Origin of the sequence: Streptomyces sp. NPDC049837 (genome assembly GCF_040674455.1) — a bacterium.
Taxonomy (GTDB): Bacteria; Actinomycetota; Actinomycetes; order Streptomycetales; family Streptomycetaceae; genus Streptomyces.
Map to the genome: position 1 here is coordinate 1 of NZ_JBFAMP010000016.1, position 16577 is coordinate 16577.

16 protein-coding genes are annotated in these 16577 nt (G+C 71.5%); 4 read left to right on the top strand and 12 right to left on the bottom strand.

Annotation, left to right across the window (positions count from 1 at the left end):
• Positions 1-63 precede the first annotated feature (63 nt).
• Positions 64-1107: a hypothetical protein gene (locus tag AB0J57_RS31825; RefSeq protein ID WP_366131843.1), complete on the top strand. Its 1044-nt coding sequence runs from the start codon at positions 64-66 to the stop codon at positions 1105-1107.
• Between the two features lie 138 nt (positions 1108-1245).
• Here AB0J57_RS31825 and AB0J57_RS31830 read toward each other — a convergent pair whose 3' ends face one another.
• The 8 genes from AB0J57_RS31830 to AB0J57_RS31865 all read right to left on the bottom strand — a co-directional run bounded on the left by AB0J57_RS31830 (position 1246) and on the right by AB0J57_RS31865 (position 12348).
• Positions 1246-2583 carry an amidohydrolase family protein gene (locus AB0J57_RS31830; protein WP_366131844.1) on the bottom strand — a complete coding sequence of 446 codons (1338 nt, stop codon included), beginning with the start codon at positions 2581-2583 and terminating at the stop codon, positions 1246-1248.
• A gap of 140 nt (positions 2584-2723) precedes the next feature.
• The gene (locus tag AB0J57_RS31835; RefSeq protein WP_366131845.1) at positions 2724-2990 is read right to left on the bottom strand and encodes a hypothetical protein; all 267 of its coding nucleotides are present in this window, start codon (positions 2988-2990) and stop codon (positions 2724-2726) included.
• A gap of 544 nt (positions 2991-3534) precedes the next feature.
• On the bottom strand, positions 3535-5043 hold the full coding sequence (locus tag AB0J57_RS31840; RefSeq protein WP_366131846.1) for a diacylglycerol kinase family protein: 1509 nt from the start codon (positions 5041-5043) through the stop codon (positions 3535-3537).
• A gap of 90 nt (positions 5044-5133) precedes the next feature.
• Positions 5134-6441 (bottom strand): hypothetical protein, encoded by a 1308-nt coding sequence (locus AB0J57_RS31845; protein ID WP_366131847.1) that lies wholly within the window; start codon positions 6439-6441, stop codon positions 5134-5136.
• Entirely contained in the window at positions 6438-8507 is a 2070-nt protein-coding gene (locus AB0J57_RS31850; protein ID WP_366131848.1) for a transglycosylase domain-containing protein, read from the bottom strand. Before AB0J57_RS31850 ends, AB0J57_RS31845 begins: the two co-directional genes overlap by 4 nt.
• Before the next feature lie 321 nt (positions 8508-8828).
• Positions 8829-10112: a DUF2993 domain-containing protein gene (locus AB0J57_RS31855; protein ID WP_366131849.1), complete on the bottom strand. Its 1284-nt coding sequence runs from the start codon at positions 10110-10112 to the stop codon at positions 8829-8831.
• Positions 10113-10217: 105 nt separating this feature from the next.
• A complete protein-coding gene (locus tag AB0J57_RS31860) occupies positions 10218-11276 on the bottom strand; it encodes an NAD-dependent epimerase/dehydratase family protein (RefSeq protein WP_366131850.1) in 1059 nt (352 codons plus the stop codon).
• Between the two features lie 124 nt (positions 11277-11400).
• The gene (locus tag AB0J57_RS31865) at positions 11401-12348 is read right to left on the bottom strand and encodes a DUF5937 family protein (protein ID WP_366131851.1); all 948 of its coding nucleotides are present in this window, start codon (positions 12346-12348) and stop codon (positions 11401-11403) included.
• 116 nt (positions 12349-12464) lie between these two features.
• On the opposite strand from AB0J57_RS31865, the gene AB0J57_RS31870 reads away from it, so the two are divergent.
• Positions 12465-13415, top strand: a complete 951-nt coding sequence (locus tag AB0J57_RS31870) for an aldo/keto reductase (RefSeq protein WP_366131852.1) — start codon at positions 12465-12467, stop codon at positions 13413-13415.
• Between the two features lie 2 nt (positions 13416-13417).
• Here AB0J57_RS31870 and AB0J57_RS31875 read toward each other — a convergent pair whose 3' ends face one another.
• The 3 genes from AB0J57_RS31875 to AB0J57_RS31885 all read right to left on the bottom strand — a co-directional run bounded on the left by AB0J57_RS31875 (position 13418) and on the right by AB0J57_RS31885 (position 14898).
• Positions 13418-13804 (bottom strand): DUF6256 family protein, encoded by a 387-nt coding sequence (locus AB0J57_RS31875; protein WP_366131853.1) that lies wholly within the window; start codon positions 13802-13804, stop codon positions 13418-13420.
• Between the two features lie 31 nt (positions 13805-13835).
• Complete coding sequence (locus AB0J57_RS31880) at positions 13836-14072, bottom strand: DUF6186 family protein (protein WP_366131854.1); 237 nt, start codon at positions 14070-14072, stop codon at positions 13836-13838.
• 232 nt (positions 14073-14304) lie between these two features.
• The gene (locus AB0J57_RS31885; RefSeq protein ID WP_366131855.1) at positions 14305-14898 is read right to left on the bottom strand and encodes an antibiotic biosynthesis monooxygenase; all 594 of its coding nucleotides are present in this window, start codon (positions 14896-14898) and stop codon (positions 14305-14307) included.
• Between the two features lie 144 nt (positions 14899-15042).
• On the opposite strand from AB0J57_RS31885, the gene AB0J57_RS31890 reads away from it, so the two are divergent.
• Together AB0J57_RS31890 and AB0J57_RS31895 are read left to right on the top strand one after the other, a co-directional pair.
• Positions 15043-15540 (top strand): DUF2975 domain-containing protein, encoded by a 498-nt coding sequence (locus tag AB0J57_RS31890; RefSeq protein WP_366131856.1) that lies wholly within the window; start codon positions 15043-15045, stop codon positions 15538-15540.
• The gene (locus AB0J57_RS31895) at positions 15540-15764 is read left to right on the top strand and encodes a helix-turn-helix transcriptional regulator (protein ID WP_366131858.1); all 225 of its coding nucleotides are present in this window, start codon (positions 15540-15542) and stop codon (positions 15762-15764) included. The genes AB0J57_RS31890 and AB0J57_RS31895 overlap by 1 nt, the downstream gene beginning before the upstream one ends.
• A gap of 132 nt (positions 15765-15896) precedes the next feature.
• Here AB0J57_RS31895 and AB0J57_RS31900 read toward each other — a convergent pair whose 3' ends face one another.
• The gene (locus AB0J57_RS31900; protein WP_366131859.1) at positions 15897-16553 is read right to left on the bottom strand and encodes a maleylpyruvate isomerase N-terminal domain-containing protein; all 657 of its coding nucleotides are present in this window, start codon (positions 16551-16553) and stop codon (positions 15897-15899) included.
• Positions 16554-16577 lie beyond the last annotated feature (24 nt).

Below are 16577 nucleotides of genomic sequence, written 5' to 3' on the forward strand. Positions count from 1 at the left end.
CGCAGTGTCAGCTGACGTGGATCGGTGCACCCATTGTCAGACGCTGCTGGCAGCATCACCGCCATGAACGCCATATTCACCACCCCGCCGCGGCCGTTCGACATCACCGCGCTGTTCCCTCATCTGGCCCCGCTGGCGCGCACGGCGACCCGGCTGCACCCGCGCCCCGGGTCGCCGACCGTGCATGACAGTTCCGTCGGCGGGCCGCTGCTGTGGCCCGCCGACGAGCCGTGGCCGTACTGCGATGAGCCGCACAACAGGCACGCGGCGCCGGTGGTCCACTCCCCGGACGACGTCCGGCTCCTCCGTCAGGACCGTGCCACAGCAGCCGAGCGGCGGCGCCTCGATCCCGAGGCGCCCCAGTGGACTTCCGAGGAACGGGCGACCTGGGAGCGGCTCGCGGACCGCCCGTGGTTCGACGGTCCGATCCCCCTCCTCCCCGTCGCCCAGCTCTACGCTCGCGACATCCCCTTCCCGCGCCCGACCGACGCGGACCTCCTCCAGGTCCTGTGGTGCCCCTTCGACCACGAGATGGCCCACCCGAAGACTGCCCTCTTCTGGCGCACCTCCGCCACCGTCACCGACGTCCTCGACGCACCGCCAAAGCCACCCATCATCCAGCAGGACTGCTACCTCCCGGAGCCGTGCCTGTTCTCACCCGAGCAGGTCACCGAATTCCCCCACCCCTCGGAACTGAGCAATGAGCTTCAGGACCAGATGGACGACGAGAGCCGCTGGCAGACAATCGACCCCGAGCGGTACCAGGCGTACGCGGACGACCCGGGCGAGCTCTACCTGAACAACCTCTCCACCGCTCCCGGCTGGAAGACCGGCGGCTGGACAGGCTGGAGCCTCACCGACCCCAAGCCCCGCCCCTGTCCCGAGTGCGGCACCGAGCAGGTCCCGCTCCTCACCATCGCCTCCTTGGAATGGGACGGCGGCAGTGGGACCTGGATCCCGGAGGAGGAACCAACGAACCCGTCCCCGCCTCCCCTGGGCGCCCGGAACGGCAACTTCACCTTGATCGACATCGTCGGCGGATACAACCTCCAGCTCCACGTCTGCCCGGTGGACCCGTCCCACCCCCACATCGAACTGATCCAGTGAGCCTTGTGGAAGTCCTCCACGCCGACGCGCACGCCAAAATCGGCACCGCGATCGACTCTTCAGTCAGCAGCCTTGGCCAACTACCAGGTGATCCAAACGACGGGCCTTAGGGGCCCGGTGAGCCGGTGCGTGATCTGCTCAGAGGGTGTCGCGGAGGTGGACGGCGGCCAGTTCGGCTTCACGGATGACGAAGTCCGTGTCGACGTCCAGGAGTTGACCGTCCGCCTTGCGCAGCCGGCCGTCCACGAAGACGTGACTGACATTGGGCGGCTGACCGTTGAGCACGATCTGGCTGGTCCAGTCGATGCGCGGGGCGAAGTTGAGGGTGCCGGGGTCCAGGACGACCACGTCCGCACACCGGCCGGGGGTGAGGGAACCGATGCGGTCCGCCATGCCGATGCACTCGGCGCCGCCGAGCGTCGCCATGCGCAGTACGGCGGGAATCGTCGGATGCACCCGGGGGTCCTGGTGCAGCGCCCGCTGAAGGCCGAGGGCCGCCTTCATCACGTTGAACATGTCGGACGTGTCATTGGTTCCCCCGTCATGACCAAGACCCGCCTTCACCCCGCGCGCGTGCAGCGCGGGGAGCCGGATGATGCCCGAGGCCAGCCGCATGTTGCTCAACGGGCAGTGGGCCACGCGGACATCGTGCCCGGCGGCCAGCGCGATCTCGTCGTCCGTGAGGTGGATCGCGTGGTTCATCAGCAGATCCGGCCCGAAGGACCCCGCCATGCGCAGCGCGCGGATCGGGTCGTCGCCACGGTCGCTGTGGTGTTCCAGGACGTGGGAGTTGAGCATCACCCCGAGGTCACGGGCGATCTCGCTGAACCGGCGCAGCCGGTCCACGCCCGCCATGCCCGCGTGGACGGACACCTGGGCCGACGCCAGCGGCAGCGGGCCGAGCAGTTCCTTCTTCACCCGGGGGACGAGACCGGCGTTCGCCGGGGTCTGCATCATCGCGTACACGAACCGCAGCCCGGAGTCGTCCAGCGCGCCGATGTAGCGCTCGGTCGTCTCGTACGGGATGGGGTGCACCCAGTCCACGACGGTGGTGACGCCCGCCTGGAGCGCGTCCAGTGCGGCGAGGCGGACGAAGCGGTACATGTCCCGGGGGTCGATCTTCGCGAGCGTCGTGCTGTTGCAGGACGCCAGCCACCCGTACAGGTCCTGGTCGCTGCATCCGCCCCGGATGCTGGACTGCCAGAGGTGGTTGTGAATGTCCACGAATCCCGGCAGCACGATCCGGCCGCTCACGTCCAGCACCCGCGCCTCCGGCGGTACGGGCAGCCGCCGGCCCACGGCGGCGATCTTGCCGTGCCGCATCAGCACGTCGGCGTGGCGCACGGCACCCAGGGGCCCCTCGCCCGCGTCCGGGTCCATGGTGAGGATCAGTTCCGCGCCGCGGAGCAGGGTGGTGCGCGGCTGTCCCGGTCTGTTGGCGGAGGGTGGTCTGCCGCCGGACGTGAGAGCTCCCATTGTGAGGGGCACGCTGCTCAGACCGGCGAGTACGCTGCGGCGGCTCGGTGAGGGCGACTCCGTCATGGGGTTGGTATCCCGCGCCGGTCACCCGAGGGCAAGAGGTAATTCCGGTCAACGGTAATGGAATTCCAATTTCGTTACTCGGTGGAGTTCACGTGCAGCCATGCGCTGAGCGCCGCGCGCAGTTCCACCACGTCCTGGCGCCGCAGGCTCTCCCCGGCGCGGCCCACGTGGAGACGTACGTCGTCGGCGGTGACCGTGTAGCCGACCGACAGCCGGGGCGGGGAACTGACGGCCGAGCCGTCGGCCAGAAGGCGCCGCAACGCCGCCACGCGGCGGGGGAGCCCGGTCGTGGGCTGATTCCGCGTCAGCCGGTCGAGGTGCCGGGGGGCGGAACGGCGCACCGATCCTGGTGTAGAAGTCGTGGATCGCGTCCTCCGGGCTCCCGCACGGCTCGGCCGGCACCGCCTCGCCGAACGCCCGGAACACGTCTGGCCAGGGGCGCTCGATGTCGCGCGGGCACCCCGGAACGCGTTGCGGCGCCGGCTCCTCCAGCGGCAGCCGGACGCACGCGCCGGTGATCAACTCGTACGCGTAACCCTTGGTCATGTACCGCGTGCGAAGGTCCCCCGCAAGGTCGCCACCTGACGGTGGACGGGGTTCTCGCCGACCGGGCTGTCCGGCCGGGAAGCCCGGCCCACGGCACCGTACGGACCGTGAGCGCGGTGCAGCCGCCCCGAATCCGTCACCACCGCCGTCACGTGCCGGCTGCCGTTCCCCAGCCGGAACCCCACCACGGTGACCATCGCCGCCCCTTCCCGCTCGCGCACGCCACCGACGCTACCGGCGGCGCGGGCACCGCCGGGGCCGATACCGGCCGATACGGGCCGTTCCGATCGCGCTGTACGGCTGCCCGGTGTCATGCGGCGCCCGGACCGCGGCCTGCCTCTACCAGGGCCGTCCGGCACCACCCGCCCCACCGGCACCACCACCTGTCCCACGGGCCCCGCCCGCGCCGCCCGCGCCGCCCACCGGACGGCCGGTGACCGCCGTGCGGCCCACCGCCGCGGCCAGCTTGCGCAGTCGGCGCCAGTCGACCCGGGGCTGGACCTGGGGGACTCCGGGCCGCAGCCGGGGAACACGGACGCGCAGCGCCCGGGGCGCGATGCGGCAGTGGACCGGGGCGGGCAGGACGAACGCCTCACCGTCGATACCGACCTCGATGGCCGGGCGGTCGGCCTCGACCACCACCTCACGGGCCGTCAGCACCGTCAGCCCGCCCGCCTCGGGGTCCAGGAGGAGCGCGGCGGCCTCCGCCGCGCTGTCCACCCGGATGCCCAGGACGCCGAGGACACCGGAGTCCAGACGCTCACGACGGCCGAGGCCCGCCGGATCGTCCCGGCGGTAGGGGTTGTTGCTCACGAGCACCGCCTGCGGGCCGCTGAGCGTCGTGCCCTCGACGCGGGCGGTCAGGCGCGGCCCGCTCTGCCCGGTGAGCAGGTCGGGCAGCAGGTCGAGCGCCGTACCCACCTTGTCGTCCCGGTACGCGGGACTCTGCACGACCGCCCCGTACACACCGAAGGAGACGTTGTTGACGAACGGGTGCCCGCCGGCGAAGCCGAGGTCCACATGGAGCTCCACCCCGTCGGTCAGGGCGCCCAGGCAGGCGGCCGGATCGTCGCGGTCCAGGCCCAGGTCCATCGCGAAGTGATTGCGGGTGCCCGCCGAGACGACCAGGAACGGCAGTCCGTGCTCGGCGGCGACCGCCGCCACCAGCGCCTGTGTGCCGTCGCCGCCCGCGACCCCGAGCAGATCGGCGCCCTCGGCCACCGCCCGCCGGGCCAGCTCCGTGACGTCCTGGGGCTTGTCCGGGTCGAGCAGCACGACGCGCGCCCCCAGCGCCTCGGCCTTCTCCTTGAGGGCGAACCGCTCCACCTTGGCGCCGCCCGAGCGCGGGTTCATCACCAGGAACGGCCGCCGTGGTGGCGGCGTGCGGTGCTCCTTCACCCGTACGGTACGCAGGCCGGTGCTCCGCAGCGCGTACCGGCCGGCCCAGACCGCCAGCACCCACAGCGAGAGGGACACCACGACCACCCACAGCAGGTTGGCGGCCGCGAACATGACGACGACGGCGACGGGCGCCGCCACCGCGAGTGCCGCCGCCGCGACCCGGGCCGGGCCGCGCCGCGTCAGCGTCCACCACAGGCCGGACGCCGTGACGGCCATGCCCGCCGCCCCGGCCAGGAGCAGCAGCACGCCGCCGACACCCCCGTACACCAGCGGCAGCAGCGCCGCCAGCGCCACGGCCGCCAGGGACGCCCTGGCCGACCACCGCTGCCTCCGGTGGGCCCGCCCGCTCGCGTCCCACCCGCCCCCGACGCCGCCTCCGGCCCTGGCGCCGGCCCCGCCCTCGATCCCGTCGCCGATGCCGTGTCCGGCCCCGTCCCCGACCCCCATGGATCCTCCCCTCGTCCGCGGACATCGTAGGAGGCGCCGACAGCCCGCGGCCCGGCCGGAGCCCGCGGCCCGGCTGGTGCGGGCGGTGGATCACCTCCCCACGGAGGACCAGCCGGCGGGCTGAGCGGGATCGAGTGTGCGCCACTGCGCGAGGACCTTGGGGTCCTGGGCGTCGAGCCAGTCGGTCAGTTCACGGAAGGAGACACAGCGGACCTCCTTGCGCGGGCAGACGTCGCGCATCACGTCCTCGACCGCGTCCATGTATATGCCGCCGTTCCAGTCCTCGAAGTGGTTGCCGACGAACATGGGCGCGCGGCTGCCGTGGAAGACCCGCTCGAAGCCGGCGAGATAGGAGTCGCGCGTCTGCTTTCGCCAGGTGGCGTACTTCGCCGGATCGCCCTTGGTGAGTCCCCTGGACTGGTTGTAGAGGTAGTTGAAGTCCATGGACAGCACCTGGAAGTCCTTGCCCGGGAACGGCAGCATCTGGAGCGGAAGGTCCCACACGCCGCCCTTCTTCGACGGCCAGATCTGGAAGTCGCCCGAGGAACTCGCGTCGTACCGCCACCCGAAGGGCTTGGACGCCGGTATGAGCGTCTTCTGCCCTTCGAGGCAGGGCGCGCGTCCGCCGACGACCTCGCGGGTCGGGTCGAAGGGCAGCGGGTCGAGGCCGGTGAAACCGGTGTTCGTCTTCCAGTTCTGTACGAAGGAGTAGAACTGGTCGATCTCGCTGGTCCACTCCGCCGCGCTCCAGTCACCACCGCCCTTGGCCCCGCAGAAGTGGCCGTTGAAGTGCGAGCCGATCTCGTGGCCCTCCTTCCACGCCTTGCCGAGCTGTTCCAGGGTGGTGCGGATGTGTTCACGGGTGGGATAGGAGATCGCCGCTGCCCCGGTGCCGTGCTGGGGCGGCCGGTAGAGGCCCTTCTTCTCCTTCGGCAGGAGGTAGATGCCGGTGAGGAAGAACGTCATGTGGGCGCCGCTCTCCCGCGCGACGCGGCGGAAGCGGGAGAACAGCCGGTCGTCGCCCTCAAGCGCGCCGTCCCAGGAGAAGACGACGAACTGGGGCGGGCGCTGGCCCGGTTTGAGCCGCTCCGGCTTCAACTGCCCGGGCTGCGGACCGGTGTACGACGTCGATCCGTCTCCCAGGACCCTGACGCGGCCGTCCCACTCCTCCTCGTTCCGCTTGTCCTTGCCGCCCTTGTGCCCGGCCGTGGGGCGTGGTGCGGGCGCGGAGCTGCGGTCGGCGGACGCCGCCAGTCCGTCGTCCGGTGCGCCGCCGCCGGTCACCAGCGGGACCAGGCTCGCGCCGGTCGCGATGAGGACTGCGGCGACACCGAGGGCGAGGCCGCGGGTGGTCGTGCGTTCCCGCAGGCGCCGCACGGCCGGGTTGTTCCGGATCATCGTGTCTTCCCCCGCTCGTGCGACGCGGCACGGCCGGAGGCGCCGTTGACCGCGTGCGTGTACTGGTTCCAGATGCCTGCTGCCGGGTGGTCGGGCCCGGCCGTGGAGTCACCGCCGAGGCCCTTGAGGGGCAGCGGCGCGAGGCTCTTGGTGAGGTCCATGCGGTAGACGACGACGGCTGTGGCCTCCGTGGCCGTATAACCGGCGTACCAGCGTGCCGTGTCGTCCCGGGTGCCTCCCGCCTTGACCGCGGCCCTGCCCCCGCCCCCGCCCGTCTCCCGGGAGAGCGCGTCGGTGACCTGGTCGGCGACCTTGGGGCTCACGGCGCGCTTCTTGCGGGGTGCGGCCAGGGGAACGGGGTCGCCGTTGTGCGTGACGCGCAGCACCGAGTACGGCTCGGTGTGCGTGCCGTGGGCCGCGAACATGCTGTACGCGCTGGCCATGCGGATGGCGCTCGGCGTGGAGTCGCCGAGGGCGAAGCCGGGCACCGGGGGACCGAAGCTGGAGCCGAGCAGTCCGGCCGACTGGGCGGTGCTGCGCACCCGTTCCAGACCGACGTCCATGCCGAGCTGGAGGAAGGGCGCGTCGGCCGACTCGGCCATGGCCCGGCGCAGACTGATGCGCCCGTGGGAGCGCCCGTCGAGGTTGGTGGCCTTGACCATTTTTCCGGCGCGGTCCCAGTAGGGGCCTTCCGGCGTCAGCAGGGGCACGCCGTTGTTCGCGTCGTAGACGCTGGTGGGAGCGACCGGGGTGCGAGGGCCGCCGCGCTTGCGCTGGACGCCGTGTTCGAGGGCGGCGGCGTAGACGAACGGCGTGAAGACGGTGCCGGCCGGGACGGTGGCGGCGTTGGACTCGTTGAAGGCCTGCTTCTGGTAGTCCGGTCCGCCGTGGACGGCGAGTATGCGGCCGTCGGGGGCGACCGAGGCGGCGCCGAACCGGGCGTACCGGTCCGCGTCGCGGTTCTTCGGGTCGAGCGTGGCGCGCGCGTCGTTGACGGCCTTGGTGAGGGCGGTCGTGCGCGGTTTGTCGAAGGTCGTGTAGATCTGGTAGCCCCCGAGGTCGAACCGTGCGTCGCTGATGCGGCCCACGCGTTTCGCGTACGTCTCGGCCAGCTCCACGAGGTAGCCGCTCTGCCCGCCGGCGGTGCTGGGTGTGGTCGGGACCCTGGGTTCGGGGAACGTGGTGTAACGGGCGCGTTCCCCGGGGGAGAGCTTGCCGATCTCGACCATCCGGTCCAGCGTCCACGCCCACCGTTCGACGGCGCGTGTGCGGTTGGCGGGGGAGACGGCGGGGTCGTAGAGCGAGGCGCCTTTGAGGAGGGCCGCGAGGAAGGCGCCCTCACTGGCGTTGAGCTGGGTGACGTCCTTGCCGTAGTAGGCCTGGGCGGCGCGTTGCAGACCGTACGTACCGCGCCCGAACCAACTGGTGTTGAGATAGTCCTCGAGGATCTGGTCCTTGCTGTGGTGCCGGTCCAGTTTGACGGCGAGGAGCACCTCGGTGAACTTGCGGGAGAACGACTGGTCCTGGCTGAGGTAGACGTTCTTGACGTACTGCTGGGTGATCGTGGACCCGCCCTGGGTGTCGCCGTCGCCGATCGTCCGCCACAGGGCCCGTGTCACGCCGCTCGCCGAGACGCCGGGGTCGGAGTAGAAGCCGGCGTTCTCGGCGGCGAGCACGGCCCACCGGACGTGCTCCGGGATCTTGTCCAGGGGCATCTCCTGGCGTCTGACCCAGCCGGTGCGGGCCATCGGTGAACCGTCGGCCCAGTAGTAGACGTTGTCCTGCTGGGTGGCGAACCCGTTCAGGTCCTCAGGGATCTCGGTGCGTGCGTAGGCGATGGCCACGATCCCCGCGAGGGCAGCCACGGTCATCAGGAACGAGCCCAGCGTCTGGCGCCAGGACGGGATCCACCGGCGCCAGCCGCTCCTGCCTGATCTCGGGTAGTCGGGCCGGCGGAGGCGCCGCGAGGCGCCTGCCTTCCGCCGCTTGTCGCGGGCCCTGGTCAGGGGCCTCGCCGCGGTGCGCAACGCCTCCGCGACTCTTCTGTGGTCGATGTGCTTGGTCATCCCCGTCCAGCCATGACTTGCGGCCCGGGCCCGCGGACAGCCGAGGGCATCCGGTCCGGCATCGGAGTTACCGGCGCGATGAAGCCATCACAAAAGCGCACCCCAGAACATGACTGAGCGTGACGCCCGCGATGTAACGTAAAGATAACAGGCCCGTCGGGCACTCCCGTTCGGGTCGCGTCTTCCTGTGGATAAGCCGGATCGCGCCGCGGTGTCACGGCCGGGGGTCGGCCGGGGGACGGCCGGGGGCCGGGGGCCGGTGGCGGGGGCCGGTGACGGGGCACACCGGCCACTGGCCACCGGCCGGGCGCCAGCGCGCTGTCAACGGCCCCGTGTCTGCCCGGTGGAGGCCTCCGGACGGATGCTTCCGGACGGCCCGGCCGCCGTCGCCTTCTTCCCCTTGCCGAAGGAGAGGCCCGTACCGGTCAGACCGACGCGGATCCCGGAGCCCTCCACGCCGACGTGGCGGAGCCGTACGTCCCCGGCGGACCTGGGCAGTTCGAACGAGAGGGAGAAGCGGTCGGCGAGCTCCGGCGGCCGGAGCTTCAGCAGGGCGCCGATCAGACCGGGATCGATCCCGGCCTTCTCCAGCAGCCACGGGTTATCGGCCACCAGATCGACCAGGTTGACCTTCATCAACCGCTGGAGGAAGAGCGGTGAACCGGTCAGCCGGCTCAGCTCCTTCTCGCCGCGCAGCGCGCGGTCGATCTGCGACCGGGGAAGCCCCAGGCGCTCCGCGATGGCGGGCACGGCGAGCAGCGCCTTGAGGTCGGCCGCCTCGCGGCTGATCCGACGGGCGGCCTGCGGGTGCAGACGCAGACCGGAGGTGGCGGGGTCATGGCCCGGGCGGTAGGTGAAGAGCCCGGCGACGTCCAGCCGCATGTTCTCGACGGTCGTGGACACCGCCCGGTCCCCGTCCCTCCTGACGTGCGCCTCGGCGCGCAGGCTCACCTCGCGGCCGCCGACCGGCAGGGTGCCGAGGATGTGGATGCCGTCACCGCCGGCGCTGCTGAACCTGACGTGGGACGCGCCCAGTTCACGGTTCAGGTCGTCGAAGGACAGCAGCACGTCGCCGTCCATCCGGTCGATCACGGCGCCCTCGACCGAGGCCGGCAGGTCGCCGACGATACGTATGTCGGTGGCCGTCGCGTGCACTTCGGCCAGGGACACCTTGTCCGCGGCGACGTCGGGCACGGTGACGTCCGCCGTGTGGATCCGCTTGCCCAGGACCTGCGTGAGGAAGGGGAACCCCTCGATGTCGACCTGCGGCCTGGCGGCGAGGCCCAGCGACTGCTGGATCCTGTCCTCCGCCTTCTCCTCGGCGTACGCCACGGCCAGCCGGTCACCGGCCACGAACAGCAAACCGCCGACGACGACCGTGACGGTGAGCTTCACCACGACGGGAACGGCTGCGAACCGGCTCCTGCCGCGGTGGTTGGGCGGCGACCAGTCCTCCTCGTCGTCGTCCGAGGGGATGCCGAGGCCTGTCGACCCGGTGCGTGGCCGCGCCGACGGTACGTCGAACTCCGGCTCCGGATCGGCCAGTTGGGCCAGCTCTTCATAGGGATTACGGGGATGCGTCGCTATGCGTGTGGGGGGTCGCATCGACTCATCCCATCACGCCCACCACCGGTGCACGCAAGTCCGTTCGGCCGTGATCGACGAGACGTACGACACGTACGACGGGCTCGGCCCGCTTGGCCGCAGCCGTCAGCCGCTGACCTCCGGCGAGTTGAGCGATCCGGTTGATCCGGTTGATCCGAGTGATCCGGTCGATCCGGTCGATTCGAGCAGTTCGAGCAACTCGCGCTCGCGCCCGGCGCTGAGCCCCGCACGCCGCGCCCGGTCCAGGCCCTGCTCGCGCTCCCAGCGCAGCGTATCGGCCAGCAGCTCGGCCGGCGGCCGGTGACGGAGCCCCGCGGAGCGCGCGGCAGACCCGTCCCGGGCCGACCAGCCCTCCCACCCCGGCTCGACCACCCACATCGGCAGCGACTCGGCGCCCATGTACTCGGCCACGCCGTTCGCGAGCAGCCATGCGGAGTCGGCGGCGACCACCCGACCGGTGTGCCCGCCGATCGCGCGGGACAGCTCAATCCACTCGCCGAACGGGACGACCGGGCCCACGGCGTCGTACGTCCCGACGAGCCCCGTCTCGGCCGCGTTGATCAGCCAGGCGGTGAGGTCCCGGACGTCGACCGCCTGCGTCGGCATGGTGGGCGTGCCGGGAACCAGCATCGGCCCGCGCGGATCGCGCGCGGCGCGAGCCACCCAGTATCCGGAGCGCCCACTGTGGTCACCCGGACCGCCGATGAGACCCGGGCGGGCGATCAGGAGCCGGTCACCCACGACACCGGCCGACGCCTGCTCGCAGGCCACCTTCGCCTCCCCGTACACCGTGCGGTCGGCCTCCCTCGCGCCGATGGGGGCGAGGAGGCCCGCGGACTCGTCCGCGCCGGGCGTGGCGTGGGAGGCGTAGGCGCTGATGGAGGAGACGTGGACCCAGTGCCCGGCCCCGCGGCCCAGCGCGTCGAGGGCCTCGCGGACGAAACCCGGCTGCCACGACACCTCGACGACCGCGTCCCATGCGCGGTCGAGCAGGGGCTCGTACGCCGAAGGGTCGCGCCGATCGGCGGCCACCAGCCTCGCTCCCTTCGCGGCCGCTCCGCTCTCACCGCGCGCCAGGCACGTCACCCGATGGCCGCGCGCGACCGCCTGCCGCGACAACTCCCGGCCGACCCACGCCGTCCCGCCCAGAATCAGCATCTCCATCCGGACAACCAACCACCGTGAACACCGGGCGCCCAGCGGGATTCGCTGACAGCAGACCCCACGTCGCCCACACCGCCCGCGCCGGTCGGATCAGGCGGTGGGTGTTGTGTCGCTGGTTGCCGCGCTAGGGGGTGGTGGCGGTGAGGAGGGCCTCGCCGACGGCGGTGCGTGCGTAGAGGACGCGGCGCCCGGCTCGGTGTGCGCTGACCAGGCCCGCGTCGCGCAGTGCGGTCAGGCACTGGGACACCCGGGCGGGGGAGAGCCGTGTGCGGTCGGCCAGTTCGGTGGTGGAGGCCGGGGTGTGCAACTCGGTCAGGAGCAGGGTCCGGGTGCGCCCGAGTACGGCGGTGAGCGCGGCGGTCGCGGCAGTGGCGCGTGGGTGCCACAGCGAGCCGGTTCCGCGTGCCGGATAGGCGAGTTGCGGCGGGTCCGGCGGTGCCACGCGGGTGGACAGGCCCGGCCCCTTGAAGACCGAGGGAACCAGCAGTAGCCCCGAACCGGCCGTGTCGCGTGACAGCGTCCGCTGCCTGCGCACGAGCCGCAGTGCGTTGTCGTCCCAGCTCACCGAGGGGTGCAGGTGGTTGAAGAGATGGGCGGCGCCGTGTTCGGCGAACTGGCGGGTCCGGTGGAAGACATCGGCGTCCAGCACGCCCTGCACGCGCGCCCAGTAGGGGGCCAAGGCCAGATTCCAGTACGTCTCGATCTCCTGCGCGACCTGCCCGAGCCGGGCATGCGGCTGGGCGTACAGGGCTTGGAGGCGGGGACCGAGGCGCCCCTGGTGGTAGCGGAGGTGGTCGAGGTCGTGGCGTACGCGGTCGGCGGGGGTGGCCGTGATCGCGGCCAGTTCCTCCGCCAGGGCGGGGCCCGGCCCCTTGGGCGCGGGGTTCAGGAAATCCGGTGCGTACCCGGAGACGGGAACCAGCTCGGACAGCCACCCGCCCTCCAGGCCGGCGGCCGCGATCCGTGGCCGCACCTGCCTCGTCCAGGGCAGGTGCACCGGGTGCGCGGACCCGGAGCGCAGCAGCCGGAAGCCGCTGACGACCTCCCACATCGGCGAGACGGCGAACCGCACCTGTGCCAGATCGCTCGCCGTGAACGCGAGTTCCGCCGCGACGGGGCACCTCCTTCAGCATTCACCCATGCCTGAATCAATGGCGCTCATCCTATGGCCCGTTGATCATCCTGGGCATGACCCCACAGACAGACAGCCCCGGCGCGGCGGCCGCGGGGACCTGGACACTCGGAGACCTGACGATCAACCGGATCGGCTTCGGCGCGATGCGCCTGACGCAGGACGGCGAGGCCTTCGCCCCCGGCGTGGCGCCCAGCGACCGCGACCGGGCCGTCCGCGTACTGCGCCGCGCGGTGGAGCTCGGTGTGAACCACATCGACACCGCCGCGTTCTACTTCTCGCCACTGCGTTCCGCCAACGAACTGATCAACCGGGCCCTCGCCCCCTACCCGGACGACCTCGTGATCACCGCCAAGGTCGGTCCCGGCCGGGACCCGTCGGGCGCGTGGCTGCCCCACGCCGGCCCCGGGCAACTGCGCGGCCAGGTCGAGGAGAACCTGCGCCAACTCGGCCGTGACCACCTGGACGTGGTGAACTTGCGCATCGTGGGGACCGGTTCGATCGCCGAGCGCTTCGGCGCGCTGGCCGACCTGCGCGACGCCGGGCTCATCCGCCACCTGGGCATCTCCAACGTCCACCCCCACCACCTCGCCGAGGCCCGGGCCATCGCCCCCGTCGTCTGCGTACAGAACCCCTACGGCCTCGGGCTGCGGCCCGAGCACGACGACTTCGTACGCGGCTGCGGCGAGCAGGGCGTGGCGTTCGTGCCGTTCTACGCGCTCGCCGGTGCCGGGCGCGAGGCAGGCGTCACGGGCGCCGCCGACAGCGACGAGGTCCTCGCCGTCGCCCGCGCGCACGGTGCGAGCCCGGCGCAGGTGAGGCTGGCGTGGACACTGCACCGAGGCCCGCACGTGCTGGCCATCCCCGGCACCGGCAACCCGGACCACCTGGCCGCCAACGTAGCCGCCGGTGCCCTGCGCCTCTCCGCCCATGACCTCGCCCTCCTGGATGCCCTCCACCGGAACGGACCGCAAGACCGGCTCATGCGGCCGACCGGGCGGGCCTAGGCTCACCTGCCGCGCCGCGAGGCAATCCAGGAGGCGAACCGGGAGACGAACCAGGAGGCGAGGAGGAACAGGGGCAGGCTGATGCCGATCAGCAACGCGGCGCCGGTCACCGCACTCATCAGGAAGGGGCCTCCCACGTGCGCCACGCCCTGGTAGTAACCCACCACCACCGCCATCAGCAGCACGTAGCCGCCGACCGCGGTGCCCACGACCTGGCGGATCAGCGCGAGCCAGCTCCGCCCGGCGGCCATCGGAAGGAGCCGCCGGGCAGGCGTCCACGGCCGCTTCGCCGGACGTCGCCCGAGGAGGAGCAGGCCCAGCCCGAGATAGCCCATGACCAGGAGGTATCCGACCAGTATCAGCGTGATGTTGAGGGATACGGGAAGCATGGGCGGCACCTGTGTGGGGGGTCGGCCGGTCTCAGGACAGGTCCCGCAGCAGGAAGTGCCAGCCGCGTACGAAGGTGTGCCAGCCGAACCACAACCACAGGGCGAACAATGCCCAACGGCCCACGGGGTAACGCATGACCGCCCTGGTCGCGTCGCTGAGTGTGGGGAAGCCGTCGTCAGGACGGAGCAGGCCGATGCCTTCCCACGCGAAGATCGCGCCGAACAGCACGGCCCAGACGAGGTAGCCGATCACCGGATGCTCTGCCACTGCGTCTCCCGCGCTCGCTGTACCGGGCTGTCGCCTCGATCATCGGCCACGGCCGCGCGCACATCGCGGACGCGCACCGCGTGTCAGCCGCCGGAAGGCGAGGCCTGTCGCCCGGAAGGAGGTCCCGCCAGATCCCGTCAGGTCCCGTCAGGTCCCGCCAGGAAGGGAAGCGGCAGCGAGGAACGGACGGCGAGGAACCGGGCAGCGAGGAACCGGACAGCGAGGAACCGCCCTATTGTCCGCTCTTGCCCCGTTGGCCGCTGAGCCATCCGCGCAGCAGCCGGCTCACGGCCGGCATCGCCGCATACGTCATCAGGATGTTGTAAACGCCGGCGATGACGGCGCTGGAGAGCAGCACCGGCAACATGGTCAGGTGCGGCACCAGCAGGTAGCTGCCGAGCAGCGTGATCGGATAGATCGCCAGGGTGGCGCTGATCGCCATCTTCCACCGTGGAGGTGCCGGACGCGTCGATCCCGGCTTGGCGAACCAGGTCTCCATGCCGGTCAGCGTCCGCCGGGCGATCTCGGTGTGACGGTGCCCTTCGCAGTTCGCGAACCACGCCGCCCGTTCCGGGGACTCCTGCCAGGCCTTGCACGCCTCCGCATCGCGGAAGCGGTGCACGAGGAACCAGGGCGCCCCGTCCCCGGAGGACCGGAACAGCCCGTAACCGAGGTGGCCGGGAAAGCGGGACGCGCTGTCGAGAATTCCTCTCGCCCACTGCTCGAAAACGGCCTCGTAGCCGGGCTCCACCTGGCGGGCTATCAGCAGCGTCACCTCATCCGCGTCGGCGGGGACAGCGGCATGCTCAAGACTCGGCGCAGTCACTCGTTCTCCTCGTCATCGCGCCGCGCCCACGGACACCTTACGGGCCCTCCGTACCCAAACGCAGAGGCCCCTTGCCCTATCTATCGAGATTCGATAGATTTCCATCGTTGCTCGGTCGAGGGAGAGATGGTCAAGGGAGTGATGATGGGGAGACTGACAGTGCTCGCGTTGCGTGCCGTGCTCGTGGCGTTGCTCGCCGGCTCGGTGTTCGTACAGGCGGTGATGGTGCCGCTGCTGGCCATGGACCTGGACGGACTCGACACGGACTACGCGTACCTCCGCACCCCGCTGCTGGTGATCGCGGTACTGGGTGTGGTGACCGCCCAGGTCGTCCTGGTCTGCGTGTGGCGGCTGGTGACGATGGTGCGACGCGGAACGGTGTTCTCCCATGCCGCCTTCCGATACGTGGACATCGTCACCGGCGCCTTCGTGCCGGCGGCGCTCCTGGTCTTCACCCTCGGGGTCGTCCTGGCGCCGGGCGAGGCCGTGGCTCCCGGCGTGGTGCTCCTGGTGGGCGGGGCCGGGGTGGCGGTCCTGGGAGTCGCGCTCATCGTGCTCGTACTGCGGATGCTGCTCGCCCAGGCCGTCGCGCGCGACATCGAGGCGGCGCAACTCCAGGCCGAGCTGGACGAGGTGATCTGATGCCGATCGTCGTCGACATCGACGTCATGATGGCCAAACGGAAGATGTCCGTCGGCGAACTCGCCGAGCGCGTCGGGATCACCCCCGCCAACCTGGCGGTACTCAAGAACGGCCGTGCCAAGGCGGTGCGCTTCTCGACGCTCGCCGCCCTCTGCGAGGCGCTCGAGTGCCAGCCCGGAGACCTGCTGCGCTGGGAAGCGGACGACGAGGCCGGGCGCGGGTGATCCCCCGGCGCGTCACAGGCCGTACGCGTGACACGGCACCCGCGATCGCGGACGGCAGAAGCGCGGGCGCGGTCATGGCGACCCGCTGACACCGCGTCCCTGAGCCGGACCGGATCAGCCGCCCGGGCCGGGTCACCCGAGGAAGAGCGGGAGTTTCGCGGCCGGCTCGCCGAGTTCGGCCCTCTCCGCGTCGGTGGGAGCACGCCGTCCGGTGCCGACCAGCAGCGCGTCCGTGTCCGAGAACGACGCGGGGAACGCCGTACCGGCGATCCGCTCCAGCATCTCGCGGGACCGGGCGAGCCCCTCCGCCGGCGGTTCAGCCGCGTCCGGGAGGTGCGCGATCAGGTCGAGGTGGTGCAGCGTCCACTCCAGGACGTACGCGGCAAGGTACTCGCCCGCGGTGAGGACCTCGTCCCGGGTGGCCACCCGGAGGTCCGGGCCCGCGAGTTCGGCGGCGCGGCCGGCGGCGGAGCCGACGTCGTCCAGGTGGAACTTGAGCAGCCAGGGCTCCTCGTACGCGGCGGCCAGCCGGACGATCAGCGCGTCGAGCGGGTCGTCACCCGTGGGCGGCGTTTCGGCCACCTCCCAGTAGGTCACCGCGTCGCGGGTCGGTTCCTTGTCGGTGGGGGTCGCGAGGGTGATCAGGACGTCCTGAGCGTCGATGACCAGATGGCACACCAGGTCCCGCACGAGCCAGCCCGCGCAGCCCGACGGCATTGCGAAGTCCTCGTCCGAGAGTTCGGCGACCGCCGCGCGTAACGCCGTCCAGGAGCGTGAGAAGAGATCCACATCGGCACGGTAGTGCGGTGCCGC